Source organism: Dyadobacter arcticus (assembly GCF_011762185.1).
GTDB classification, from domain to species: Bacteria; Bacteroidota; Bacteroidia; order Cytophagales; family Spirosomataceae; genus Dyadobacter; species Dyadobacter arcticus.
Genome location: NZ_JAASQJ010000007.1, coordinates 167663 through 193576, shown reverse-complemented (window position 1 = coordinate 193576; position 25914 = coordinate 167663). Strand labels below are relative to the sequence as shown.

The 25914-nt window shown below is 43.2% G+C and carries 30 protein-coding genes and 1 tRNA gene; 11 read left to right on the top strand and 20 right to left on the bottom strand.

Annotation, left to right across the window (positions count from 1 at the left end; genetic code table 11):
* Nucleotide 1: 1 nt before the first annotated feature.
* The 6 genes from gmk to FHS68_RS25705 all read right to left on the bottom strand — a co-directional run bounded on the left by gmk (nt 2) and on the right by FHS68_RS25705 (nt 4186).
* Nucleotides 2-571, bottom strand: a complete 570-nt coding sequence (gene gmk / locus FHS68_RS25730) for a guanylate kinase (RefSeq protein WP_167276977.1) — start codon at nt 569-571, stop codon at nt 2-4.
* A 9-nt stretch (nt 572-580) separates the two neighbouring features.
* Nucleotides 581-871 carry a phosphohydrolase gene (locus FHS68_RS25725; protein ID WP_229212065.1) on the bottom strand — a complete coding sequence of 97 codons (291 nt, stop codon included), beginning with the start codon at nt 869-871 and terminating at the stop codon, nt 581-583.
* 81 nt (nt 872-952) lie between these two features.
* The gene (locus tag FHS68_RS25720; protein ID WP_167276974.1) at nt 953-1552 is read right to left on the bottom strand and encodes a sigma-70 family RNA polymerase sigma factor; all 600 of its coding nucleotides are present in this window, start codon (nt 1550-1552) and stop codon (nt 953-955) included.
* Between the two features lie 214 nt (nt 1553-1766).
* A complete protein-coding gene (locus tag FHS68_RS25715; protein ID WP_167276972.1) occupies nt 1767-2270 on the bottom strand; it encodes a hypothetical protein in 504 nt (167 codons plus the stop codon).
* On the bottom strand, nt 2267-3106 hold the full coding sequence (gene mreC, locus FHS68_RS25710) for a rod shape-determining protein MreC (RefSeq protein ID WP_167276969.1): 840 nt from the start codon (nt 3104-3106) through the stop codon (nt 2267-2269). The genes FHS68_RS25715 and mreC overlap by 4 nt, the downstream gene beginning before the upstream one ends.
* A 54-nt stretch (nt 3107-3160) precedes the next feature.
* Entirely contained in the window at nt 3161-4186 is a 1026-nt protein-coding gene (locus FHS68_RS25705) for a rod shape-determining protein (RefSeq protein ID WP_167276967.1), read from the bottom strand.
* 175 nt (nt 4187-4361) lie between these two features.
* Between FHS68_RS25705 and FHS68_RS25700 the strand changes: the two genes are divergently transcribed.
* Genes FHS68_RS25700 through FHS68_RS25690 form a run of 3 tightly spaced genes read left to right on the top strand, consistent with a single transcriptional unit; the run spans nt 4362 to nt 7498 of the window.
* Nucleotides 4362-5864: a GH3 auxin-responsive promoter family protein gene (locus tag FHS68_RS25700; protein WP_167277055.1), complete on the top strand. Its 1503-nt coding sequence runs from the start codon at nt 4362-4364 to the stop codon at nt 5862-5864.
* 23 nt (nt 5865-5887) lie between these two features.
* Complete coding sequence (locus FHS68_RS25695) at nt 5888-7048, top strand: 1-deoxy-D-xylulose-5-phosphate reductoisomerase (RefSeq protein ID WP_167276964.1); 1161 nt, start codon at nt 5888-5890, stop codon at nt 7046-7048.
* Nucleotides 7049-7498, top strand: a complete 450-nt coding sequence (locus FHS68_RS25690) for a hypothetical protein (protein WP_167276962.1) — start codon at nt 7049-7051, stop codon at nt 7496-7498.
* 7 nt (nt 7499-7505) lie between these two features.
* Here FHS68_RS25690 and FHS68_RS25685 read toward each other — a convergent pair whose 3' ends face one another.
* From FHS68_RS25685 to FHS68_RS25665, 5 genes are read right to left on the bottom strand one after another with little or no spacing between them, the layout of a single operon-like run.
* Nucleotides 7506-8270: a glycosyltransferase family 2 protein gene (locus FHS68_RS25685; protein ID WP_167276958.1), complete on the bottom strand. Its 765-nt coding sequence runs from the start codon at nt 8268-8270 to the stop codon at nt 7506-7508.
* Between the two features lie 57 nt (nt 8271-8327).
* A complete protein-coding gene (locus FHS68_RS25680) occupies nt 8328-9137 on the bottom strand; it encodes a glycosyltransferase family 2 protein (RefSeq protein WP_229212064.1) in 810 nt (269 codons plus the stop codon).
* A 4-nt stretch (nt 9138-9141) separates the two neighbouring features.
* Nucleotides 9142-9960: a phytanoyl-CoA dioxygenase family protein gene (locus FHS68_RS25675; protein ID WP_167276955.1), complete on the bottom strand. Its 819-nt coding sequence runs from the start codon at nt 9958-9960 to the stop codon at nt 9142-9144.
* Nucleotides 9961-9989: 29 nt separating this feature from the next.
* A complete protein-coding gene (locus tag FHS68_RS25670; RefSeq protein ID WP_167276953.1) occupies nt 9990-10925 on the bottom strand; it encodes a glycoside hydrolase family protein in 936 nt (311 codons plus the stop codon).
* 35 nt (nt 10926-10960) lie between these two features.
* Nucleotides 10961-11866 (bottom strand): class I SAM-dependent methyltransferase, encoded by a 906-nt coding sequence (locus FHS68_RS25665; protein WP_229212063.1) that lies wholly within the window; start codon nt 11864-11866, stop codon nt 10961-10963.
* Nucleotides 11867-12039: 173 nt separating this feature from the next.
* Here FHS68_RS25665 and FHS68_RS25660 point away from each other — a divergent pair, with 173 nt between their 5' ends.
* Entirely contained in the window at nt 12040-13233 is a 1194-nt protein-coding gene (locus FHS68_RS25660) for a M20 metallopeptidase family protein (RefSeq protein WP_167276951.1), read from the top strand.
* Here the strand turns inward: FHS68_RS25660 and FHS68_RS25655 are convergent.
* Together FHS68_RS25655 and FHS68_RS25650 are read right to left on the bottom strand one after the other, a co-directional pair.
* Nucleotides 13223-13960, bottom strand: a complete 738-nt coding sequence (locus FHS68_RS25655) for a polyprenol monophosphomannose synthase (protein ID WP_167276947.1) — start codon at nt 13958-13960, stop codon at nt 13223-13225. The genes FHS68_RS25660 and FHS68_RS25655 overlap by 11 nt on opposite strands.
* 51 nt (nt 13961-14011) lie before the next feature.
* A complete protein-coding gene (locus FHS68_RS25650) occupies nt 14012-14386 on the bottom strand; it encodes a DUF4296 domain-containing protein (protein WP_167276945.1) in 375 nt (124 codons plus the stop codon).
* A gap of 69 nt (nt 14387-14455) precedes the next feature.
* On the opposite strand from FHS68_RS25650, the gene FHS68_RS25645 reads away from it, so the two are divergent.
* Genes FHS68_RS25645 through rnhB form a run of 4 tightly spaced genes read left to right on the top strand, consistent with a single transcriptional unit; the run spans nt 14456 to nt 17932 of the window.
* Nucleotides 14456-15340, top strand: a complete 885-nt coding sequence (locus tag FHS68_RS25645) for a DUF58 domain-containing protein (RefSeq protein WP_167276942.1) — start codon at nt 14456-14458, stop codon at nt 15338-15340.
* A 16-nt stretch (nt 15341-15356) separates the two neighbouring features.
* The gene (locus FHS68_RS25640) at nt 15357-16280 is read left to right on the top strand and encodes a hypothetical protein (protein WP_229212062.1); all 924 of its coding nucleotides are present in this window, start codon (nt 15357-15359) and stop codon (nt 16278-16280) included.
* 6 nt (nt 16281-16286) lie between these two features.
* The gene (locus FHS68_RS25635; protein ID WP_167276939.1) at nt 16287-17303 is read left to right on the top strand and encodes a VWA domain-containing protein; all 1017 of its coding nucleotides are present in this window, start codon (nt 16287-16289) and stop codon (nt 17301-17303) included.
* Nucleotides 17303-17932 carry a ribonuclease HII gene (gene rnhB, locus FHS68_RS25630; protein ID WP_167276937.1) on the top strand — a complete coding sequence of 210 codons (630 nt, stop codon included), beginning with the start codon at nt 17303-17305 and terminating at the stop codon, nt 17930-17932. The genes FHS68_RS25635 and rnhB overlap by 1 nt, the downstream gene beginning before the upstream one ends.
* Here rnhB and FHS68_RS25625 read toward each other — a convergent pair.
* The 6 genes from FHS68_RS25625 to FHS68_RS25600 form a co-directional block, all read right to left on the bottom strand.
* Nucleotides 17890-18426 (bottom strand): DUF2480 family protein, encoded by a 537-nt coding sequence (locus tag FHS68_RS25625; protein ID WP_167276934.1) that lies wholly within the window; start codon nt 18424-18426, stop codon nt 17890-17892. The genes rnhB and FHS68_RS25625 overlap by 43 nt on opposite strands.
* A 74-nt stretch (nt 18427-18500) precedes the next feature.
* Nucleotides 18501-19193 carry a tRNA (adenosine(37)-N6)-threonylcarbamoyltransferase complex dimerization subunit type 1 TsaB gene (gene tsaB / locus FHS68_RS25620; RefSeq protein ID WP_167276931.1) on the bottom strand — a complete coding sequence of 231 codons (693 nt, stop codon included), beginning with the start codon at nt 19191-19193 and terminating at the stop codon, nt 18501-18503.
* A 40-nt stretch (nt 19194-19233) separates the two neighbouring features.
* On the bottom strand, nt 19234-20886 hold the full coding sequence (locus tag FHS68_RS25615; RefSeq protein ID WP_167276929.1) for a S41 family peptidase: 1653 nt from the start codon (nt 20884-20886) through the stop codon (nt 19234-19236).
* 13 nt (nt 20887-20899) lie between these two features.
* Complete coding sequence (locus FHS68_RS25610) at nt 20900-21280, bottom strand: ribonuclease P protein component (protein ID WP_229212067.1); 381 nt, start codon at nt 21278-21280, stop codon at nt 20900-20902.
* 129 nt (nt 21281-21409) lie between these two features.
* The gene (gene rpmH / locus FHS68_RS25605) at nt 21410-21568 is read right to left on the bottom strand and encodes a 50S ribosomal protein L34 (RefSeq protein WP_015813300.1); all 159 of its coding nucleotides are present in this window, start codon (nt 21566-21568) and stop codon (nt 21410-21412) included.
* Nucleotides 21569-21691: 123 nt separating this feature from the next.
* Nucleotides 21692-21764, bottom strand: a tRNA-Met gene (locus FHS68_RS25600).
* Between the two features lie 151 nt (nt 21765-21915).
* Here FHS68_RS25600 and era point away from each other — a divergent pair.
* The 3 genes from era (at nt 21916) to FHS68_RS25585 (ending at nt 24934) form a co-directional block, all read left to right on the top strand.
* Nucleotides 21916-22839 (top strand): GTPase Era, encoded by a 924-nt coding sequence (gene era, locus FHS68_RS25595; RefSeq protein ID WP_167277046.1) that lies wholly within the window; start codon nt 21916-21918, stop codon nt 22837-22839.
* Between the two features lie 66 nt (nt 22840-22905).
* Nucleotides 22906-24216, top strand: a complete 1311-nt coding sequence (der, locus tag FHS68_RS25590; protein ID WP_167276923.1) for a ribosome biogenesis GTPase Der — start codon at nt 22906-22908, stop codon at nt 24214-24216.
* Nucleotides 24217-24538: 322 nt separating this feature from the next.
* Nucleotides 24539-24934 carry a hypothetical protein gene (locus FHS68_RS25585; protein ID WP_167276921.1) on the top strand — a complete coding sequence of 132 codons (396 nt, stop codon included), beginning with the start codon at nt 24539-24541 and terminating at the stop codon, nt 24932-24934.
* Between the two features lie 57 nt (nt 24935-24991).
* Here FHS68_RS25585 and FHS68_RS25580 read toward each other — a convergent pair whose 3' ends face one another.
* Nucleotides 24992-25828, bottom strand: a complete 837-nt coding sequence (locus tag FHS68_RS25580; protein WP_167276918.1) for a fumarylacetoacetate hydrolase family protein — start codon at nt 25826-25828, stop codon at nt 24992-24994.
* Between the last annotated feature and the right edge of the window lie 86 nt (nt 25829-25914).

Below are 25914 nucleotides of genomic sequence, written 5' to 3'. Positions count from 1 at the left end.
ATTATGAAGCAATGAATTCCATTACTATTTCTTCCGCCCTCTCTAGCGTTTCGACAAGGTTGTCGTTAGCCAATGTAATGTCGAATTTGTCCTCAAAGCTGAGTTCGTAACGTACTTTTCCTAACCGGGTTTCCAGGGATTTTTCGGTTTCAGTGCCTCTTTCACTTAATCTTCGGATAATCTCTTCTTCGGAGGATACTTTGACAAAGATAGCAAGCGCTTTCTCCCGGTAAATTTCTTTCAGCTTCAAACCGCCTTTTACATCCACATCGAAAAGGACGTGTTTTCCTTCGAGCCAGAGCCGTTCGATTTCCGTTTTGAAAGTACCGTAGTAATTGCCTGCATAAACTTCTTCCCACTCAGCAAACTCATTGTTGGAAATACGTTCGCGAAAGTCTTTTTTTGGCAGGAAATAATAATCTTTTCCATCAATCTCATGCGCACGTCGCTCACGCGTAGAGGCTGAAACGGAGAATGCTAGAAGATCTGGAAATTTATTTAAAAGATGTCTTACGATGGTAGTCTTGCCGGAACCGGAGGGAGCAGAAAATATAATTAGCTTACCTTTCACACGAACAGATTAGCTATTGATTTTAGATATAATTGTGTTTAAAATACTTTGGGGGCAGGGTTTTTTCTCGATTTTCAAATTAAGGGAATCCTTAATGCATTTTTCCAGACGATATGACTCAATACAAGGAATGCATTTATCCATATTTTCACGGAAATGATCCTTCTCCGCTTCCGTCGCCTCATCATCCAGAATAGACTGAATGATTTTCATACATTCCGCATGATGCTCGCACGTATGCTTCATGTTTTGTTTTTCCGCTCCTTCTTCTACCGAAGGCGTCGTAAGAGATGCATTCATTACTTGAAATGAAATAAGAATTATGGATAGTAAGTACAGTTGTACCCTATAACCGAATAGGTTGCAAAAAAAGTTTCACAACTATGAATCATATCCCATCGAACTTGCATAACTCTTGAGTTTTTCTTTCAATAAGTTACGCGCACGGTGCAGGCGTGACCTTACGGTACCAATTGGAATATCCAAAATTTTGGCCATTTCCTCGTAAGTAAACCCTTCAATATCACAAAGAATAATCACTGTCCGAAAGTCAACCGGCAATGCATTTAATGCATTTGCAACTTCATCACCAATCAATTCCTGTACCGCATCCGCACGAAGGTCCACCGTGTAAGTGGTGTCTGACGCTTCCTCAGAGTTGTAAGTAGTTTCTACTTCCTGGTAGTCAACTTTGGAAGGCTCCTTGCTTTTCTTACGGTAATCATTAATGAAGCTATTCTTTAAAATCCTGAAAAGCCAGGCTTTGGCATTGGTGCCTTGTTCAAAGGAAGAAATAAAACGGAAAGCTTTCAGGTAAGTGTCTTGCACCAGGTCATTTGCATCGTCTTCGTCCATAGTAAGGCGAAAAGCAAAGTTGTACATGGAGTCAATGTGTGGCATGAATTCACGGTTAAATACCTCATAACGAAGGTCGTCCGTGTATTCATTAGTCGTGAGCTTTTCTGACATGGCAACTAACATAGGAATGCTGAATTTACAAAGATTAACAACAGCTCCAAATCGAACTAATTAAATATTGATGAATGGCTCTTTGAAGCTATATACAACCATTGCGTCACGAAAAACTAAAAATTAAGCGGAGTCCTAATAACATTCAGGCCAACTTCAGAATCCTTATTTTAATGTATCAACATCAAATTTCGAGCCAAAAAGTTGTTCGCGCCAAAATGTCATACTAGCGTTTGGAAAAAAGTTCCAGCAGGATAACAAGCAGCGTGGTGAAGAGTGCGCTGGCCCCAATGCGGATCAGTGTGTAAAGGATCATCCCAAAATGATTCATTTCCATGAAAAAGAGCATGGCGTGGTGCAAAAGGATCAGCGGCAAAATGTATGCGAGAAATGCACCCAGTCCTTGTGCCCTAATGCCGACCTCGGCCCTTTCCGCACCTCTGGATTTCATCTGGTAATGAATGAGGAAAGGACGCAGATAGGCAATGAGTACCGACGCGGATGCATGCATTCCAAATGTGTTTGAAAACACATCGACCGTGAAGCCTATTCCAAATGCGATCAAAAGCAAGTACATCCGGTCAATGTCAGCTGGAAGTAGCAGTACGCCTGCAATGTAAATAAAACAAAAGGCGTAATTGAACAACACAATATTTCGCATGAAGAAGATCTGCAAGAATAAATAGAGCAGGATCATCAGGGAATATTGTATCGCTTCGCGTAAACTCATCGCTTTTCTAGAGTACGGGATTGAAGAATTTCCTGCTCCCCAAGTTGTTGATTTTGTACCACATAAACATATGAGAGGTTTCGGAAATCAGTGGCCAGGTGCAGGGTAATGTTATAAAATGTCTGGTTTGGGTGTACTGTAACACTTTCTACTTTACCCACCATAATACCCGGAGGGAAAACAGAATTCTGGTCAGAAGTGACAGCAGAATCGCCTTTGAAAATTTTGGTGTATTTCGAGACATCAATCAGATCGATGATCCTCGGGTCTTTACCAGGCCATTTGGCATATCCGATTTCCTTACTCCGGACCAGTTTGGTGGATACCATAAATTGAGAGTGAAGGATCGAAGTGATGACAGCGTAATTGGCAGAACAAAACCGAACCTTACCTACTACGCCAGTAGCCGAAATGACACCCATGCCGGGTTTAATCCCATCGGCTGTCCCTTTATCTATGGTCAGCACATTGTTGGGCTTGTTGGTTTCATTATCAACAACTTTTGCCACCGTGTAAATAAAACGGGAAGCAAAAACGGAATCAGGAACATATCCAGCAGGAGAATCTATCGGTTTCTTCTGATTAAGGGCAGTGACCATAGCGTGCAAACGTGCATTTTCACTGGCAAGATCTGCATTAATCTCGCCGAGTTTCGTGTATTCCCTTGCTGAATTTGAAAATGCTAGTGTTCTTGCGACATAGTAGTTGGAGGTATTGAAATAGGTTGCGCCCCAATAGGTGTTGCTGCGCACGATAAGCCATATACTGAGCACTTCCAGCAATACAAATACCAAAAAGAAACGATTTCGGACAAAGAAATCAACAAGTTGGAGCATGGGCTAAATGTTCATACGCAGTTCACCAATTGATGAACTGTGAATGATCTGATCCTATGAAATCAGGACAGGCTTGTATAATTCAAGATTTTTCAAGACCTCACCAGTGCCTTTTACCACCGCTTTTAACGGATCGTCGGCAATGTGTACGGGAAGTTTTGTTTTCTGGGCAATACGTCTGTCAAGTCCATGAATTAGTGCGCCGCCGCCTGTGAGGTAAATGCCATTTTTAAAGATATCAGCAGAAAGCTCAGGAGGGGATATTTCCAGTGCTTTCATGACGCCTTCTTCAATTTTTGAAATAGACTTGTCAAGAGAGTACGCTATCTCACTATACGTTACGCGAATTTCCTTTGGAATACCCGTCATTAAGTCGCGGCCGCGGATCTGGTAGTCATCCAATGGAATTTCCAATTCAGGGGATGCTGATCCAATTGCCATCTTGATCAACTCCGCAGAACGCTCGCCAATCAGCAGGTTATGTTCGCGGCGCATATAGTCAACTATATCTCTGGTAAAAACGTCGCCTGCAATCCGTACAGATTGCTCGCAGACAATACCTGATAATGCGATAACCGCAATTTCAGTGGTACCACCACCAATATCGACGATCATTACACCATTTGGCTGGGTAATGTCAATGCCGATACCAATTGCCGCAGCGATCGGTTCGTGGACCATATATACCTCTTTCGCACCTGCATGTTCGCATGAATCTTTTACGGCCCGCTTCTCTACCTCGGTAATTCCTGACGGGATACATACCACCATACGATGCGAAGGAGTAAAAAATCTGCTGCCCGTATCGATCATCTTAATCATTCCGCGGATCATCATTTCCGCTGCGGTGAAGTCTGCAATTACCCCATCTTTTAATGGACGAATTGTCTTGATATTCTCATTTGTCTTCTCGTGCATCTGCATGGCCGTGTGGCCAATCGCTAAAACTTTGCCGGTGGTTTTATCCATGGCAATGATTGAAGGCTCGTTAACAACTACTGTATCTTTATGGATAATCAGGGTATTTGCAGTCCCCAAATCGATCGCTATATCGCTCGTCAAAAAATCAAACAATCCCATATAATTTATTAAAATTTGCGCTCACTTTGATTTCAGGGTGGCAAAATTACAGATTATTAACCACAAACAAAGGCATTTAAAAAATTTAGGCTGACGGGGTCTAATGGGCCAAAAAAGCCTCAGAATGGTAGCCGAAGACCGTAATTTACAAATCCTGCGTACCTTTGTTTTTACTATGGGAATCAGAGCACTTTTGAGTCAGCCGCTGGCTCGGTACATTGTTCAGCGACAGAAAAATTGGATCGCGCGCAGCATTGAAGTTCAGGAAAAATGGAGGAAGGATCTGGTAAAAAAGGCATCAAACACGCAGTTCGGAAAGGACCATTTTTTCAAAGATATCCGCAATTACAACGACTTTAAAGAAGCGGTTCCAGTTCATGATTATGAGGATCTGAAGCACTACATTGCAAGGGTCAAACAGGGAGAAAAAGATATCCTTTGGCCGGGCCAGCCATTATATTTTGCTAAAACTTCCGGCACCACCTCCGGTACCAAATATATCCCCATTTCCAGCGAGTCTATTTCCAATCACATCGACTCCGCCCGCAATGCCATTTTGACGTATATTGATGAGACTGGAAAAGCTGCTTTTTTGGATAAAAAACTCATTTTTCTGTCGGGAAGCCCCATACTGACAGACACGGGAGGGGTACTGACAGGTCGCTTGTCAGGTATTTCGAATCATCATGTGCCCGGCTATCTGCGCGCCAATCAAATGCCCAGCTACGACACAAATTGCATAGAGGATTGGGAGACAAAGCTGGATAGAATCATCGACGAAACTTTGGATCAGCCTATGTCGCTGATTTCCGGGATTCCTCCCTGGGTGCAAATGTATTTTGATAGGATTATTGAACGCACGGGTAAGAAAGTCAAAGACGTGTTCCCGGATTTTTCCCTGTTCATTTATGGAGGCGTCAACTTCGAACCTTATAAAGCCAAACTCTTTGAGTCTATCGGCAAGCGAATTGATTCCTTAGAGCTATACCCGGCCTCAGAAGGCTTTTTGGCTTATCAGGACTCACAGCAGGATGAGGGGCTTTTGTTACTGCTGGATACAGGCATCTTTTATGAATTTATTCCGGTTGAACATTTTTTTGATGAAAACCCCGAACGGTTATCCATAAGTGACGTAGAATTAGGTTGCAATTATGCCGTTATTATCAATAATAATGCAGGGTTATGGGGCTATTCGCTGGGAGATACGGTGAAATTTGTTTCGATTAATCCCTATAAAATATTGGTTACTGGAAGGATCAAGCATTTTATATCAGCATTTGGCGAACATGTGATCGGAGAAGAAATTGAAAAAGCTCTTCGCTACGCAATGGAACGTCACCCGGAAGTAGAAGTCGTTGAATTTACAGTGGCCCCAATGGTAAATTCCGAAGCTGGCGGACTTCCTTATCACGAATGGTTAGTGGAATTTGCAACATTGCCGGTGAACCCTGAGCAATTTGCAGCTGACATTGACCGGCGGCTGACGGAACTGAACATTTACTATAAAGATCTTATTGAGGGGAATATCTTACGTCAGTTACAGTTAACCTCATTGCGAAAAAACGCCTTTATCGACTATATGCGTGCAAACGGAAAGTTAGGAGGGCAAAATAAAGTACCCAGGTTATCCAACGATCGCAAGATCGCGGACGAGCTGACAAAAATGAACCGGTTGTAAGTTTACAAAACGAGATTTGTAAGATGAAAAAAAGAGTAGCGATTTTAGGCTCAACCGGATCAATTGGAACACAGGCGCTGGAAGTCATTGAGGCGAATTCAGAAGTTTTTTCAGTTTCCGTTCTCACGGCGGGCAGCAATGCGGATCTGCTGATAAAGCAAGCCGTCAAATTTCTCCCTGATGAGGTCGTTATTTGCGATAGATCACAATTTGAAAAGGTGAAATCGGCACTTTCATCTTTTCCAATAAAAGTTTACGATGGAGAAGAGGCGCTTATTTCGGTAGTTGAATCTGATTCGGTAAACATTGTATTAACAGCGATGGTGGGTTACGCGGGACTTTTGCCGACCATTCATGCAATAAAAGCAGGCAAACACATTGCCCTTGCCAATAAGGAAACATTGGTTGTTGCTGGTGAATTGATCACAGCGCTCGCCAGGAAACATCAGGTTAATATCTATCCCGTTGATTCGGAGCATTCAGCAATATTTCAATGCCTGGCAGGGGAAGAAAACAACCGCATTGAGAAAATCATCCTTACTGCTTCCGGAGGACCTTTTCGCGGAAAGGATCGTGCTTTTCTGGCCGACGTTACCAAAGCGCAGGCTTTAAGACACCCCAATTGGAGTATGGGTGCCAAGATAACCATCGACTCGGCGACCTTAATGAACAAAGGCCTGGAAGTGATCGAAGCAAAATGGTTGTTTGATCTGACAGCCTCACAAATTGATGTGATTGTCCATCCGCAAAGCATTATCCATTCCCTGGTTCAGTTTGAAGACGGAAGTTTGAAAGCCCAAATGGGCTTACCGGATATGAAGCTTCCAATTCAATATGCACTACATTATCCTACGCGGTTAAAATCAACATTTCCCCGGTTCAATTTTACCGATTATCCGTCGCTGACCTTTGAAAAGCCCGATCTGGAAACTTTTAGGAATTTGGGTATTGCCTATGACGTGCTGGAAAAAGGAGGGAATGCGGCCTGTATTGTCAACGCAGCAAACGAAATCGCCGTTGAAGCATTCCTGCACGATAAGATTGGTTTTTTAGATATTTCAGACGTTATTGTTGACAGCCTTTCCAAAATAGCATACATCGGGAATCCTTCATATTCTGATTATGTTGAAACAAATGAGGTTACGAGGCGTTTTGCTTCGGAAATGATTCAGGTAAAAGTATAAATGAAAACCACCTTTCTTAAGTACTTCTCTGTTGCCCTTGCCAGTACGCTAAAGTTTTTCGGAGGACCTATTGCGGGCGTTATCCTTAAACTGACTTGGATTGAAACAGCCATTTGCTCAGCGATTGGCATGATGTTCACCGTTCTGTTGCTGACGTATATCGGCGGAGGGATTCAGGCGTTGATTAAGAAGCACAGAAAATCAAAACCCAAGAAATTTACGAGGACTAACCGAATTGCGGTAAATATCTGGAGAAGGTTTGGGATAATTGGGATAGCATTTCTCACGCCTCCACTTTTTACACCCATTTTTGGGCCAATACTTGCCATTGCCTTTAAAGTCCCGCGCGCGTCCATTTTTCTCTGGATGTCAATCAGTGCCATTATTTGGGGATTGGGGATTTCCTACATTGCACACAAAGTGCATTTTATTCAGGATTGGATTAAGTAATTGAATATTACCTGCTTACCTCTTTTTTGGGAGCCACGTCTTTCTTCATGAAGTCACCCTGAGAAAAGTACTTCTCAATCAGACAATACATGAGAATAAAGAAGTAGCGACTTCCCATTTCCTTGATTTTTAGTTTGGAAACGCCATATTTACGATTGGTCCAGCTATTGGGTACTACTGCATAGTTGTAACCGCGGACGATGGCTTTAAGAGGAAGTTCAATGGTGAGATTAAAGTGAGGGGCGAGAAAGGGTTTGATTCCCTCAATGGTTTCCCGTTTATAAAGTTTAAAGGCATTGGTCGTATCGTTGTATTTGATACCCATCAAAATGCGCACAATGAAATTGGCCACCCGATTGATGAGTTTTTTCAGCGCCGGATAATCAATGACCTTTCCACCTTTTTCCCACCTGGACCCAAATACACAGTCGTAATCCCCTTCCAGCATTTTGAAGTAATACTTTGCCAGATCTTCCGGATCATCGGACATATCGGCCATAAAAACAGCTACACAATCACCCTTGAACCGTTCCAAACCGTAACGTACCGCATAACCAAAACCATTTGGGCCAGGATTGGTGTAATAAACTAGCGTTGGGATTCGCAAAGAAAGTTCGTCCAATACCCGAAGCGTTCCGTCTTTGGAATTATCGTTAGTCACACAAATCTCGTGAGGGATATTGTATTTATTTAATGTAGTGTGCAGCGATACAAGAGTGTCTGTAATCGATTCTTCCTCGTTATAAGCTGGTATTACGACGCTTAGCTTCATATAATGCAAATGTTGTAAACAGTACAAATTAAAGATTTTTAATCTGTACTGCCAATTTTAAAAGGCTGCAAGCCTTTCAGTGTAGGTTGCAAGTGTTTTTTCAATAGTACCGTGGTACTTATAGTTCAGCCAGTGATCCACATTTTCAAACATTTCCTTTCGGTTTTGCAGAAATTTTTGATTGGAATGCGAGTGTACATGGCTTAAACCTGCGCTGTGTTTCCTGTACACTCCCATCATTTCAGGTAAATAACCAATTCTTCCGGTTGCTGCAATCTGGATCATAATTGCCCAATCCCCGGCAGCAGCTTTGGCATGCCAATCAGCAAAATCATGGGCGAGAAAATGATTGCGGTACATCCAGCTCGCGGTCGCCATAAACCAACGGTCTTCCAGGATATCCACAATGGTCGAAACAGGTTTTTGATCAGGTTTATTAAAAGAATGTTCAGGCGAACCGTCCTCGTAAATGACCAGCATGTTGTGGTGGCAAATCGAAAAGTCTGGATGATCATCGAGGAAATCCACCTGCTTTTGAAGTTTCATTGGATCAGTCCAGAAGTCATCCCCTTCACACATAGCGACATATTCTCCACGGCAGGTTTTCAATAGCTGAAGCACATTGTTTCTGCCGGCGAATTCTCGTGGCTCCTTGGGCCCCTGATTTTCTGAATGCAGAAAAGCCCTGATTTTTCCAGGATGTTTTTGGGCATATTCCCGGATAATAGTTGGTGACGAATCCGAAGAGGCGTCGTCACCAATTACAATCTCAAAAGTGAAATCTGTCTGTTGCATCAATGCCCCATCGAGCATTTGGGCAATGTATCGTTCGTGGTTGTAGGTGGGAACGCAGACGGAAACTTTCATTTATTTAACTAAAAACCTCTTTTAATTGCGCAACGGTCGGGAAATCCGGGGTTACCAGTTCCGTTTCCGGTTTGTAGATGTAAGCCATCGGGTAGCCCCGATCAATAAAAGTCGGCTCGTCCAGGTTGTTGTAACGCAATTGTACCGACCAGCGGATGTTGTTTGTCACATTGTTTCCTGACTGATGGATTAAAAATGCCGAAAAAAGCAGGATATCACCGACCTGGAATTCTGTTTGAATAAAATCCTCCTCTTTAATGGAAGAGGTAATGCCTCCCTGATATCCGGAAGTGGTGGACTGTTGCAAACCAGTTTTATGACTTCCCGGAATCACTTGCAAAGCTCCAATTTCTGCACCGGCATCTACCATTGGAAACCAGATCACCGCGCTATCCAATGAACCCTGGCCCGTCCGCCAATCCTGATGTGCGTCGAGCTTCCAGTGTTTGCTGCCGTCTTTGGATAAAAAGCGGCTGTTGAATTGCATCGCTGCACGGGCCCCGATGATCGGATTAGAAAGGCCTGCTTCTTTCAACAGGTTTTCTATTTTTGGATCAAGCCCCAGGCGGTGAAGCGAGAAGGCATGCTGAACCGTTTTGCCCGTATTTACAAATGCATTGAAATCCTTTTCGAAAAATTCAAACATAGCATTTTCAAACGCATCGCGGTCATCAATGTCCACCGACTTCCCGGTGACATGTTTGATCTGCGCATTAAAAATTTTTCTCGCGTCGCGATATATACTATTGATGACTTCCTTGTCGAGAAAACCTCTTAAAAGGACATAACCATCACTGTTAAATTGTTCCTGAAGTGTACTCATTGTAAATCCCCTTTTGAAATCGTTGTTGCTTAATCTTCCCAAACTGCATATGCAAATCCTGCAGCTCCAAATCCATTACCATTATAAAGCAGGTATTTCTTACCATTATGCTGGTAAAAATTAGCATAATCAATCATCTGATAATCAAAATCTTCCGGGTTGTCTGATTTGGCAATGCCCACCAAATTGTCTTTTCTTTCCCAATTCGTTCCATCGACAGATTCCGCATAACCCAAGCGGTAGCTTTGATTGCGGTCAGTGCGATAGTCGCGGGTATGGCGGTAAGAATAGTACATTTTGTAAATACCGTCTTCCTTAAAAACGCTCGGACGTCCTACTGCATGCAGAAAATCGTCAAAATCGAGCATTGGAATGTTGCTGATTTCCCAGTGGATACCATCTTTGGAAGTGGCTGATTGTCCGCGATAGTAAGGTTCGGGATATCCATGAATGTATTCGCATTTATGGCCTGAAATGTACCACATCCGCCAGGTGCCGTCATCGTCAATCATGACCGATGGCTGCGCGGCCCAAAGCGGATTTTGAATGCTGCGGTCCATGATCGGGCCGACAAACATTTTTTTGAAAGATAAGCCACCGTCTGTACTTACAGCTAATCCCATTGAAAGCCTGTAAGAATTCCAGGTTCGGTTCCATCCGGTATAGTACAGCCAGATATCGCCGTTTGGCCTGTCGACAAACCAGGAAGGCATTGATCCAGTTTCATCATATTCTCCCGGCCCGCCCAATTCTAAAATAGGCTTATCATGTATATAAAGTATCTTTTGAGGATCGTCATAATCTACATCCAGGAAAGTCGGACGGGACTGCCCTTCCGAATCGCGCGATGAAAAATAGATGCGAAGAAAATCTTTATGCTTGTAAGCGAAAGGTACCTGGGCGTGTGAAAGACTGTGCGGCAGGCTTCCGTCCGGTTTATATACTACTCCTTTTTTAACCCACATGAATTATTTGAAATTAAATTTTAATAGAGAAGAGATTAGTCGACCGCTTTTTCAGCGCGCAAACGCCATGTGTCAACAAAATCCTTCCCAGGAATTGGCAGATCAATGTCTACCTCCGGTGCTTTGGCAGTAACCCTGTATTCCATTACGTAAAAGGCATTGCCGAAAACATAATGCAATTTGAAATTCTCAATATTAGCAGGAACATCTTCCAAAGGCACTTCTGCTCGGAACAATGGATTTGCTTTTAATAAAGTAGCATAACTAGGCGTGTTTCGTAACCAGGGCGCAACGCTTTCGTCGCCAACCACCACTTTACCGCCAGGACGAACGACGCGGGTTAATTCGTCAAATGCCCTTTTTCTCTCTGAAAATGTGTTAATTCCCCCAAAATGAAATATTGCGTCGAATGTATCGTCAGGAAAAGGGAGATATGAGCCGTTACCCAAAAAGTAATGGACATTGACGTCCTCAGTGGAAAGTTTTTCTTGTGCCAGTTTAAGCATATTGGGTGACAGGTCGGATAACACCGCCGTACCGCCCGGTCTAACCCGGTCCAATATCAATGCTGAATCTTTGCCAGTGCCCGCTCCTACTTCCAATGCGGTCATACCTGGTTTCAACTCCATCAGATCAATAAAGAATTGTCTTGTGGAAGCCTCATCGGAATGGTTGAGTGTTTCAAAAACCCATGAAACGCCTCTGTCGTATCTTAAAAAAGCTTGGTCGTAAAGATATTGCTCGCGGGCATCTTCGGGGAGTAATTCTTTGGGATATAACATATTAACAATGCCCGTATCACCAATTTCGTAAATGGTACCGTCCTGGCTGCTGAGTGTCTGGCCGTCGGCGGCTAATGTTAACGGGGTTCCGGTAAGTGGACAAACCAATGATTCTAAAAACTCCTTTTTATTCATTTTGTGGTATAATGATTGATTCATATCTGGTCAAAATTACCTTTTTTCTTTGGAACAATATCCAATGCATAACGTCTTCTTAGCAAAAGGAGGGCGAAATGGACTTTGCAGAACCCTCCGGCAAGCCATTCTATTTATTCTTACCTTTGGAAGATTTGTAATGTCAAATAGGTATCAGAGTAAGATTTAAGCCCATTATGTCTCAGCTTCAGGAAAAAATAAAAGCGCTTGCCACGAACCAGTCCGCCGATATCATTGCACACCGCCGCCATCTTCACAGCAATCCGGAATTATCATTTGAAGAGTTCAAAACAGCAAAGTATGTTGCCGCCGAACTCTCCGCAATTGGTCTACAGCCGGAAGAAGGCGTGGCTGGGACAGGCGTGGTTGCCATTATTGAAGGACGGAATCCGGAAAAAAGGGTGGTGGGCTTGCGGGCGGACATGGATGCCTTACCAATTCTCGAAGCGAACAATGTACCTTATAAATCCAATGTCCCGGGCGTCATGCATGCGTGCGGACACGATGTTCATACTTCCTCATTGCTCGGAACTGCCCGGATCCTCCATCAACTCAAAGAGGAATTTGAAGGAACCGTTAAACTGATTTTTCAGCCCGCAGAGGAAAAGGCCCCGGGGGGCGCTTCACTCATGATCAGGGAAGGCGTGCTGGAGAACCCGAAACCTGCCAGTATGGTTGGTCAGCATGTTGCGCCCAATATTCCGGTTGGTAAAATTGGGTTTAGAGAGGGAATGTACATGGCAAGTACCGACGAACTTTATCTGACAGTAAAAGGAAAAGGCGGACATGCCGCAGCGCCTCATCAATTGATAGATCCTGTATTGATAGCATCGCACATTATCGTTGCATTGCAGCAAATCATCAGCCGTAACCGCAATCCTGCCAATCCTGCTGTGTTGTCTTTCGGAAGATTTATTGCAGATGGCGTTACCAATGTGATTCCCAATGAAGTGACGATCCAGGGAACGTGGCGCTGCATGGATGAAGAATGGCGTGAAGATGGACTAAAAAGAATGAAGAAAATGGCTGAAAGCATTGCCGAAGCCATGGGTGGAAGCTGTGTTTTTGACATTGTAAAAGGATATCCTTTTCTCAAAAACCATCCAGAGCTGACCCGGCGCGTCAGGACTGCCGCTTCTGGCTACGTCGGAGCAGAAAACGTGCTCGACCTGGATCTATGGATGGCGGGGGAAGATTTTGCCTTTTACTCGCAAGTTGTAGACTCTTGCTTTTACCGCCTGGGAACACGCAATGAAGACAGGGGAATCATCTCGGGCGTTCATACGCCTACATTTGACATTGACGAAAGTGCACTGGAAATCTCAACCGGGTTAATGAGCTGGCTGGCTATTTCTGAACTTAATGTTTAGGAATATACCGTTTGAAATAACTGCTCACTTTCAGATTGATCACGCCAAGAATGGCTTCTTTAAAAATACCCCTTGACATTTTGGAGGCACCTTTGGTCCTGTCTGTAAAAATAATAGGTACCTCGGCAATCTTGAAACCATACTTCCACGAGTTGAATTTCATCTCGATCTGGAATGCATAACCGATGAATTTAATATTGTCAAGGTTGATCGTTCTAAGCACCTTACTGGTGTAGCAGATAAATCCGGCTGTGGGGTCCATGATTTGCATACCCGTAATCATCCGCACATAATAACCAGCAAAATAGGACATTAAAACCCTGTTTATTGGCCAGTTCACCACATTAACACCGGTAATATACCGCGAACCAATCGCGACATCATTACCCTCTGTTGCACAAGCGTGGTATAATCGAATTAAATCTTCGGGAGGGTGTGAGAAATCAGCGTCCATTTCAAAGATATATTCATAGCCTTTGTCCAGCGCCCACTTGAAACCATGAATGTATGCGGTGCCTAATCCTAATTTCCCTTTTCTTTCTACCAAATGCAAACACCCCTCATATTCATTCATGAGGCTTTTTACAATAGCTGCTGTTCCATCCGGAGATCCGTCGTCTATAATTAAAAGGTCAAACGGATGATTTAGGCTGAATACTTTTCGAATGATTGCTTCAACATTTTCAATCTCGTTGTAGGTTGGTATAACTACAATACAATTGTTCACAAGTAAAGATTGGTTTAAGTTAAATGTTTGATAAAGAGGGGTATAAGTATTTCAAAGCTTAATATTGCTGTTTTTCTCCCTTTTCTCAATTTTCTTATTCACGTTTTCATAAATGCGTGTCATAAGCTGCGGATGCGTCATATAGTACGAATAACTTTCCCTGTACGCCAGCGTATCGACCTTATGCTTTTTCCAAATGTCGTTTTTTAGTCGGTTGAAGATCATCAGCGAAGAATCGAGAGACCTCAGCTGCAAGCGGTTTACCCTGGATTCTGCCAAATGAATGTCTGTCAGGATCGTCGCCATTTGTTCTTCGGACATGGTATTCTTCGGCGGCTTTTCCTCTTCAGTACAAGCGCATAACAGCAAATGCAATGTCAGGAAAAGGACTACCCCAGGCCGGAAAATCGTGGTTGAACGCAGCATAACTATCAAAATGCATATCTTTGTTTGTACACATTTGATAGCAAAGGTTGCAAATTTTTCGCAAAACTTATGTTTGAACAGTTTTTAGGGAAGCTGAGAAAGTATGAAATCAGGATGCGAAAAGCAGTTACAAGTGAGCGTCACGGCAACTTTCATTCTGTTTTCAAAGGTTCGGGCCTGGAGTTTGATGACTTAAGGCTATATCAATACGGTGATGATGTACGCGCTATCGATTGGAATACCTCAGCGAAAGGGCACGGGACTTTCATAAAGATTTTCAAAGAAGATAAGGAGCAAACGGCATTTTTCATGCTGGATGTGAGCGCCTCCCAGCAGGTTGGCGAGGTTAAGAGACTCAAAATTGATATAGCAAAGGAAATATGCGGCGTCCTTACATTGTCTGCAATCCAGGAAGCCACACGGGTTGGGTTACTTTGCTTTTCAGACAGGAACGAACGTTACATCCGGCCTTCCGACGGAATGAAGCATGGTTATGTGTTAATTTCGGAGTTATACAAGCTCATACCTGAATCCACCCAAACGAACATTGCCGACGCGATCCTTATCACACTGAATGTTCTCAAGAGGCGCAGTCTTATTTTTCTGATCTCCGATTTTATCGACAGCAATTACCAGCATAATCTCAAAGCACTCGCCCGCAAACATGACCTGATCGTCATTCATTTGTACGATTCGAGAGAGGTTAATTTGCCTGGATTGGGCATCATTCCCTTATTTGATGCAGAAAAACAAACTACTGTCTGGGTTAATACTTCATCGAAACAATACCGCGAGGAAATGGCAAACCGGTTTGGCAGCCGTAGCTCTGAGCTGCAAACGCTCTGTCACCAAAACCGAGCAGATTATATAGCTATCAACACTCAGGAAGATTATGTTCCTGCCCTCATCCATTTGTTCAAAGTCAGGCGTTATACCAAGAGCTCCGCTTCCTAACCCCGATATGGATAAAATGACCACTGTTTATGGTGAGATCAAGAAAGTAGCCTGGGTAATTTTCATAGTGCTTCTTTTTTCAAGTATTACATTTGGTCAGCGAATCAAGCCCACCGGTGTTTTTCTATCTGATAGTATAGAGGTGGGAAAGCCTGTTTACTTTTCGCTCAGCGTGCGGCACAAACCTGAAACGGAGGTATTTTTCCCAGACAGCTCATTTAATTTTTCCCCATTTGAAATCATTTCCCAGCGAAGTTTCGTGTCCAGCACCGATGAGCGTGGAAGTTTGGACAGTGCAGTTTATCAGCTTGTTTCTTTCGATGTATCACCATTACAATCGCTTCGGTTACCCGTTTACAGTTTCCAAAAAAAGGATTGTACCGCTGTTTTTACATCGATAGATTCGGTTTTTTTAACCTGTAGTAACATTACTAAAACGGAAGAAAAGCCCGTTCTAATAGCTGAAACAAGACTACTCCCATTAAGCAGGCAGTTTAACTTTTCAATCTTAATAGGCTCGATTGCATTGATTATCGGTGTGGCCGGAAGCATTTACTGGGTTTTCGGGCAGGACATTTTCAAACAATGGCAGCTTATCAAATTGCAGCGAAGACATCTTGAATATGTTAGGTCCTTCAATCGCCTTATGCGCAATGCGAGAGAAAGAAATAACATCAAGGATGCTGAAAAGGCAATTATTGTCTGGAAAAATTATCTTGAAAGACTTGAAAAAAAGCCTTTTGCCACTTACACCACTCGGGAAATTATGGACAATATGCCTGACGATGATCTTGCCAACGCATTACAAAATATGGACGGTATCGTTTACGGACAAGGAAAATCCAAAAATATGGACGTTTACCTCGAAGTCCTTAAAACAGGTGCCACCAGGATTTACAGGAATAAAAGAAGGTTTATTCTGGACAGCCCTGCGATTTAAACACTTATGGACAACTGGTTCTCATTAAAATGGTTTGCTTACGAAACAATCAGGTCGTACGACTGGGTATACCCTTACTTATTGTACCTGTTACCATTTGTGCCGATCCTTTTCTGGCTTCGAGATGTATTTCACCGAAAACATAAGCAAAGGCTGGTAATCACATATAACCCGATCAGCGGGACGACTAATTGGCTGACCCTATTGCGTTTTGTGCAGCCTGTCTGTGTTGGATTGGGCGTTTGTCTGGTGATTGTAGCATTGGCCAGGCCGCAGATTGTATCGGAACGTACCGATCAATACTCCGAGGGGATCGATATCATGCTCTTACTGGATATTTCGGATTCTATGATGGAAAAAGACCTGGTGCCGAACCGCCTTACCGCAGCCAAAAAGGTCGCCAGGGAATTTATCCGAGGCAGATTGCAGGATCGTATTGGCCTTATTGTGTTTGCCGGTGAAGCGGTTTCGTTATGTCCGCTTACTACCGATTACGAGTTGCTTTATGGTTTTTTGGATGAAATCAATTCCAAAATGATCCCAACTGCCGGGACTGCCATCGGCAGTGCATTGGCAGTGGCAGTGAACCGAATGCGGGAAACAAAAGGCGAAAGCAAAGTGGCCATTCTGATCAGTGATGGCGATAATACTTCCGGGAACCTTGGACCAACGACTGCGGCTCAGCTTGCCAATGCATTTGGGATGAAAGTATACACGATTTCTGTGGGTCGGCCCAAGCAGAGAGCCAGGGCAGACAGTACCGGATCAAGCGCATTAATCGATGAAGTTGAACTCCAAAACATTGCAGGTTTGGGTAATGGAAAGTATTTTCGTGCAACGGATAATTCGGCGCTCGAAACGGTTTTTAAACAGATAGATCAATTGGAAAAAGTAAAATCAAGGGATGTGTTGTCAAGAGATGTGAAAGATTTTTACCGGATTTATCTCTATTGGGGCGTGTTATTCTTGCTTGCGGCAATCGGAACGAAAAGCACATTCATGGCCAATATACTTGAAGATTAATGCTCAGATCCTATTATAACATTGAAGTAATTGAAGCTGGACTTGATGAGGTTGGCCGAGGCTGCCTGGCTGGGCCAGTGGTTGCCGCTGCTGTGATTTTGCCAAAGGACTATAAACATTCATTCCTCAATGATTCCAAACAACTGACAAAAATCCAGCGACTTGTTCTTGAAAGAGAGATTATCCGTGAAGCCATCTGCTGGGCAGTTGCCGAAGTAGATAATCTTGAAATTGACAGGATCAATATATTAAAGGCGAGTTTTCTGGCAATGCACCGCGCCGTGGATAAGCTCAGGATGAAACCCGAACATTTGCTCATCGACGGGAATCGTTTTACGCCTTATCCCATGATTCCGCATACCTGCATTATTAAAGGCGATGCGCATTACCTATCCATTGCGGCCGCATCTGTATTGGCCAAAAACTACAGGGACGAGCTGATGGCCAACCTCTCTGCCCAGTTTCCACATTACGGCTGGGAGCATAATGTAGGTTACCCAACGATTCATCACCGCCGGGCAATTGGTACCCATGGACCTTGCGGTTACCATCGGATGACTTTCAGGTTATTAAAGGACGATTGCGATCAGTCAATGGAGGAAGAAATCGAAGACTTAGGTTTTTTATAAAGAGGAACGGTGCTGCAAGGCTCTCCGAACATGAGGCTTTGAACAACAGGCTTCAATAATCGGCTAATTTCTACATACGCAGAAACTGGGACAGAAACTTTGCTACATCCCTTTACCACAACCCTTTTCCCCCGAAACTCTTCAACATTGATGGAGGCAATTGCAGCCGCAAACAGCTTGTCTTCCAATGCGTTCAAATCGCCAAAAACAAATGCGTTCGCAAAGGGTTCAAGCTGGACAGCCAGCAGCATGTAGGCCCAGGTGGGTACAATGGCATCCTCAGAACAGATGATCGCAACATTTTTTCCTTGATATTGCGACCAGTCATGCGATTTTAGAAAATCCCGAAAATCTTTTTCGCGCAAGATCATTCCCTGCCACAAATTGTCTTTGATGTCGTACAGCACGCGTTCGCCGGAAGGGTACAGGTCTTCAAGATCCAATGACAGAATGCCACTTGTGGCGACCCGGTTGACAATTTCCTCTGTTTCCATCTATAAGTTGTTTACAAAATGGCTAACACCAAATTCTGAGAGTTTGTTTGTGAAATACCAAGAAATGGGTGTAGCTAAACCAATGCACTTGTTTTTTTGCGCGCAGGAGACATAAAGTCTTTTAGGTAGTAAGGTTCAAACGCTACCACATCTTCGAAGTTCCCTTGTTCGAATGCTGCAATCGCCAATTGGCCGATGGTACGTGCGGATGGATTGATATCGATAGAAGGAAAGAATGCATTAGGATGTTCTTTAAGCAACGGCCCGCATTTGGCTGCGCCATCACCAAAAAATACAACCTTAAAATCTTTTAACAGATCCTGAAAAGATTCATCATTCAAAATGACCGCTGCTGTTTCTCTTATAAAGTTGTTTTGATCATCAAAAAGAGCACAGTAAACCTCCATCCGGCGTGCGTCGATCATAGGACAAAGTAAATGTCCCTTGAAAAATGAACCAACTTGCAGGGCCATGGCTTCCAACGTATTTATTGCTATTAATGGTTTTTCAAGCGCATAGCAGAGCCCTTTTGCGGTGGAAACACCTACACGAAGACCGGTATACGATCCGGGCCCTTTTGCCACAGCTATCGCGTCAAAGTCAGCCAGCTGGTAACCGGCATTTTCCAAGCAGTTTTTTATGAGCGTGGTGAGCATCGACGACGAGGATTTGTCGGTGTAAAGGTCATAGCCAGCAAGCAAGCCAGCGTCACTATGGAGTGCGACGGAACATCCGCGTGTGGAAGTATCAAAACTTAGTATGAGCATAAAACAAAAACCCGACCAAATAGGACGGGCTTGATAAAACTTATTTTTTTTTCAGAATTTCATTGTAACGTGTCGGCTCCTTGAATAAAGCAAGCGCAGCTTTTACCTCTGGATCCTCATTGAACGAAGCTTCCCGCATGCCTTTTTCAAGGTAATAATGCTTGATAATTTCTTCTTCCAGGATTTGTTTGATCTCTGGTTTCAAGATTTGCAAGTCATTATCCTTACTGTGAGTAAGCTTAGACTTTAATGCTTTTAGCTGGTCTTCAATCACTTCCAGGGATTTTTCTTTTTTAGCCGATGCCTCAAGATCGTTCAAGTCGCGCTCAACCTGCGTTGTGTAATCATATTCTTTATCCCCAAGCCATTTCACAAATGCGGTATATTCTGGGTCTGTCAGATGAAATTCTTTTGCAGGCTTAACCGTGGGATGCTCAAAATGATATCTGACAGCGTAATCAAAGAAAAGCCTGTTGCGGCCCAACGAATTGGCCAAAGGCGAATACGTTTCTTTTTCGGTTAGAATGTCAGGTAGGATACCTCCACCGTCGAAGACCGAGCGGCCATTGTGTGTTTTAAATTCAGTCATCAATGAATCGGCAATTTTACCTACGCTGCCGTCGTCATTGCGATGGCTGTAATCGATTGCCTGGATGCACCTGCCGCTGGGAATGTAATATTTGGCAGTAGTGATCTTCATTTTAGTATTGAAAGAAAGATCTCGGGTTGTCTGTACCAGCCCTTTTCCGTACGTACGCTGTCCGATCAATACACCCCTGTCATAATCCTGAATTACTCCGGAAACGATTTCTGCGGCGGATGCGCTGCGGTTATTGGTTAAAACCACTACTGGAATGTCGGTATCTAATGCGGGATTATATGCCGTGTAAGTCTTGTTCCATTCGCTTACTTTTCCTTTCGTGGAAACAATTTCCTCGCCTTTGGCAATGAATATATTGGAAATCTCGATCGCCATATTCAGTAACCCGCCCGGATTATCGCGGAGATCGAGTACCACCGATTTCATTCCCTTGCCTTTCAATTCCTGAAAAGCGTTGCGGACTTCTCTGGAAGCCGTGGCAGTAAAATCTTTCAAGTCAATATAGCCTACCGTTTCATTAAGCATTCCGTAATAGGGCACGTTGGTGACTTTAACAATATCCCGGTTTAAGGTAATATCAAGGGGTTTGGTTATCCCATATCTTTTTACTGTCAGCGTCACGCTGGTTTGGGTCTGGCCCTTCAATAATTTTCCGGTATCAAAATCCTCTCTCGTCGAAAGGTCAATTCCATTAATTTTTGTGATCTCATCACCCAACTGCAAGCCTGCTTTTTGCGCCGGGGTATCCTCATACACCATCATCACAGTATGCTTTTTATCCGCAGAATTGATCATCGCCCCAATGCCATTGTATTTTCCGGTCGTCATTGTCATAAAATCCTCAATGTCGTCCTCGGCATAGTAAACCGTGTAAGGATCGAGCGACCGCAACATATTATCAATGCTGGTTTTAATTAGTTGGTTGGGATTGATCTCATCCACATAATATGCATTGAGCTCCTTGAACAACGTGGCGTAGATATCCAGGTTGCGCGCTATTTCAAACAGACGGTCATCCTGCCTGAACGAAAAGAAAACAAGACCGCCAACGACAGGAACAGCCAGCAAGATGGAGCGAAGATACTTTTTCATCTATAAAAAGGAATTAGATTGATTTTCTAGAATTCGCGGCAGGCAGTTTCTCGAGTCTTTTGAGCGATTGCTTTATAGCTGGTTCAATAACGTCATATGAAGTTATTTCTTTTGCAAGATATAAAAAAGCAATGTAGGATGGTCTTGAAGATGAGGGCAAAGAAAGCAGGGAGGCTTTATTGAGACGGTAGGCCTCTTTACTGCGCCGGCGGATCAAATTGCGGTCGACAGCTTTTTTAAACTGCTTCTTGGAAATAGAAAAAAGAACTTGGGGAAATGGGGCAGGAGACTGTAATTCATAAATATAAAGCAGCCTAAAAGGAAAAAGGTAGAACGTTTGGACCTCCGGGCTACCTCTCTTGAAAAGCCGGCCGATTATTCGGGGGCTGCACAAGCGTTCATCTTTGCCAAAAGTTTGTTTCAAGTTTTTGTAGAAAAAAATGTCTGATAAGTTTGAGTTTCCCGAAACTTATCAGACTATGAAAAGACTAGGCGTCCTCTACTCAAACTTTTCAAACAAGGATTATTGCTTATGACGTTTTTCGTCTGAAACAGTAAGTTTCCAACGACCTTTTTTGCGGCGGCCAGCAACTACCTTGCGACCGTTTGCCGTTGACATTCTCTCACGGAATCCGTGCTTATTTCTCCTCTTGCGATTCGATGGTTGAAAGGTACGTTTCATCTCAGTATCAAATTATTACAATATAAATATCTTTTAGCCTCAATTTTGGCTTGCAAAGGTAGGTAAAAAACAAAATATTCCAAATAAAAAGCCACTAACTTTCGATAGTGGCTTCTCCTAATGTAGCGGGAGCTGGACTCGAACCAGCGACCTTTGGGTTATGAGCCCAACGAGCTACCAACTGCTCCATCCCGCGGTGTTGTTGAAATGGAGTGCAAACATACTGAGCTTAATTTTAAAAAACAACCGTGAGACAGAAAATTTCTTGCCTATTTGGGAGTGAGATAGCTATTCATCTCATTATCAAATGCAATATCATGGCAGGAAAACCGTACTTTTGCAAAATTATGGAAGAACAACCGGAATCAAATCCACCATTTCGCAATCATCGTGCCGGTTTTGTCAGTATAATCGGTAAGCCCAATGTTGGCAAATCAACATTGATGAATGTGCTTGTAGGGGAAAGAATGTCAATCATTACCTCAAAAGCGCAGACCACCAGACATCGGATCCTGGGCATCCTGAACGGAAAGCACGAAGATATCCCGTTTCAACTCGTATATTCTGATACTCCGGGCGTGATCAAGCCGGCATATAAGCTGCATGATTCGATGATGACTTTTGTAAAGGGATCATTGGAGGATGCGGACGTTGTTTTGTTCGTGACAGAAGTAGGTGAAAAAGCAGCCGAACACGAAGTGCTGCCATTATTAAAGCGTACCGATTCACCCATTATATTGGTGCTTAATAAAATTGACCTTTCTAGTGATGAGGAAGTGACTGCGAAGATGGCAGAATGGGAAAATGAAATCCACCCGGCTGCTATAATTCCGATTTCAGCATTGGAACAGGCGAACATTGCTACGCTTTTTGACGGGGTAATCACAAGACTTCCATTTCATCCACCCTACTTTGATGAAGATGAACTTACCGACAAACCCGAGCGTTTCTTTGCTTCCGAAATAATCCGTGAGAAGATTTTCCTGAATTACCGCCAGGAAATTCCATACAGCTCCGAGGTAATGATCACGGAATTCAAAGAGCGTGACGACATGATTGTGATCCGGGCAGAAATCTTGGTCGAACGAAAAAGTCAGAAAGGGATCATTATAGGTGAAAAGGGAGAAATGTTAAAGAAAGTAGGTACGCAGGCCAGGTTGGATTTGGAAGAATTCTTTGGTAAGAAGGTTTTTCTTGAACAGCATGTTAAGGTAGAGCCGGACTGGAGAAGTAAGGAAAACAAATTGCGCCAGCTTGGGTACCAGGAATAGAGTAAATGATCAAGATTGAAAAACGGCTGTAAATCAGTCGTTTGGACCACAATTAATAAAATTAAAATGGCAAATATAGTATCAATAGTCGGTCGGCCTAATGTGGGCAAATCCACATTATTTAACAGACTGACTGAAAGCCGCAAGGCTATTATGGATAACCAGAGTGGAGTTACAAGAGACAGACATTATGGTTATGGAGAATGGACAGACCAGTATTTCACAATTATAGATACAGGCGGTTATGTAGTGGGCTCTGACGATATTTTTGAAGGAGCAATTCGTGAGCAGGTTGAGTTGGCGATTGAGGAGTCGACGGTTGTTTTATTTATGGTTGATACGATGACAGGTCTTACAGATCTGGATAAGGATTTTGCGAATGTGCTCAGGCGGTTTGACAAGCCCGTTTATCTGGTGGCTAATAAAGCTGAAACCACCGAACGATATCAATCCGCAGCAGAATTTTATGAGTTGGGGTTAGGTGATGAAATCTTCGCAATCTCTTCACAAACGGGTTTTGGCACAGGGGAATTACTAGATAAGGTGATTACGCATTTTGAAACGTCGGGTATAGAAAACCCGGAGGAAGGCATTCCCCGTATTGCCATCATGGGTAGGCCAAATGTGGGAAAATCATCATTTCTGAATGTATTAACAGGAACAGACCGAAGCATTGTGACCGATATTGCGGGCACCACCCGGGATGCAATACATACCCATTATAATGCTTTCGGAATGGAGTTTATTCTTACCGACACTGCGGGTATCAGGAGAAAATCACGTGTAAAAGAAGATATTGAGTTTTATTCGACATTGCGTTCGGTGAAAGCAATGGAAGAATCGGACGTTTGTATCATCCTGCTGGACGCAACATTGGGCCTTGAAGGACAGGATATGAACATCATTGGGCAGGCAGATAAAGCAAAAAAAGGTATTGTGATCATGGTTAACAAATGGGACCTTGTTGAAAAGGATTCCAAAACCGCAGATACTTATAAGAAAGCACTTTTAGAAAAGCTTGCGCCAATGAACTACATGCCGATCATTTTTGCATCGGTGGTAGAAAAGCAACGCATTCTTCAGGTAATGGAGAAGGCAATGGAAGTTTATCAAAACAAAACCAAGAAAATCACGACTTCGAAGTTCAATGAAGTGATGCAGGCTGAAATTGAGAAATATCCGCCGCCGGCGCACAGAGGGAAGTATATAAACATTAAGTATATGATCCAGCTGCCAACGCCTTCACCTACATTTGTGTTTTTTAGCAGTAATCCAAAACATGTCAAAGAACCTTATTTAAGGTATCTAGAAAACAGGATCAGGGAAAACTTCGATTTCTCGGGAGCACCAATTACTATTTTCTTCAGGGAAAAATAATTGAAAGGATAATCATTACTGAAATGCCGGGGATGTCAATCTCCGGCATTTTTCATTTTATCCGTCGGCAGCTACGTTTCAGCCGTGAAAAGCGTCGGTTCATCTCTTTTGATTCCGGAGGTGCAACCTTTTATATTAACTTTACATCTGTTAACCAATACATATTTGCCGCCTAAAACAGGTCTGTGAAAAAATTTCACAAATTTTGTTAAAAACAAGGTACTATGTATTGCAAACTACCTAGTAAAATATTTATATTTGCAGAGTCAATTAGTTAAAGCGATTTCAACCCCGGTTTCCGAACGACTGAAAAACATAAGCCATGAAAAAGATAAAATTTCTCCTATTAATACTAACGCTTTTCAGCCTTGAGGCTGGGGCAACAGGATATGCCCACAATATGTTTGTAGCTCACAGAAAGCTTCAAGCTGGCAAAGAGTGTGTTGTTGAAAAGATTGCGAGCAAAAAATCAAAACCTTCTGCTAAGCCAACAAAACAGGTTGTACAGGTAAAGGCCTCTTTTATTAACACACATTTGACCAATCAAATGTCAAATGCGGTAACATTGAATCAAAGAGTTTTAGAAGAAGGTCCGGCTTCCTTTTTTGGTAGTGAAAAAAACGAAGATAACGACGAATCGGTAGTAGCAAAACTGGTAACTATCGTACGCTGTGTCGTTTATGCTTTCATCGGATCACCTCAATTGCATAATTCGTAAACGATACTTTATCCATATTTGAAAAGCTGCAAGATCAACTCTTGCAGCTTTTTTTGTTTAACCCACTGTGTTCGTCAACGTACCTATGGGTTCGATGGTAATGTGGACGATATCATCTTTCCGGAGCGTAAAATCCGATGGAGGGATTATGCCGGTGCCCGTCATCAGATAACATCCCTGCGGAAACGACATTTCTCTGAAAAGATAGTGCAGCAATTCTTCAGGTTTTCGTTTCATTTGCGACAATGTTACCTGACCATTAAAGATCTCTTCGGCGCCACGGATAATCGTCAAATCGATAGCGGTTTCATCAACAAGCGGATATTCGGGAACATACAGACAAGGACCCAATGCGGCGCTGCCGGTGTAAGATTTTGCCTGCGGCAAGTAGAGCGGATTTTCTCCCTCAATACTGCGTGAGCTCATATCATTACCAATTGTGTAACCAACCAAAATTCCCGAAGAAGATGCGAAAAGTGTTAGTTCCGGCTCGGGAACATCCCAGGTCGAATCCCTGCGAATGCGTACTGTACCGTGGTTGCCAACCACCCGCCATGCTGTTGATTTGAAGAAAAGTTCGGGACGTTCGGCTTCATAAACCCTATCATAAAAATTTCCTCCACCGGCTTTTTCAGATTCTTCCATTCGGGCGGTGCGGCTTCTAAAATAAGTTACCCCCGAAGCCCACACCTCCTGCGACCCGATCGGCGCCAGAATTTCAGGCATTGGAATATCCTCGGTAAATGTAAGTGGAATTAAGCTTTCGATTTGTATTTCAAGCCACTCAAAAAGGTTATCGCGGTTTACGGCAAGATCCCAATCATTTTCATGCAAACGATAGAAAATGTCATCATTTTCAAGAATAATGCCATTTTCAGTTTTGTATAACTTCATTGGATTTGGATATTGGTTTAAGCTTCAATAAGTCTATTGTCGATTTTCTTTACTCAGCACAAATACTGCGTCCAAATGGATTTGGG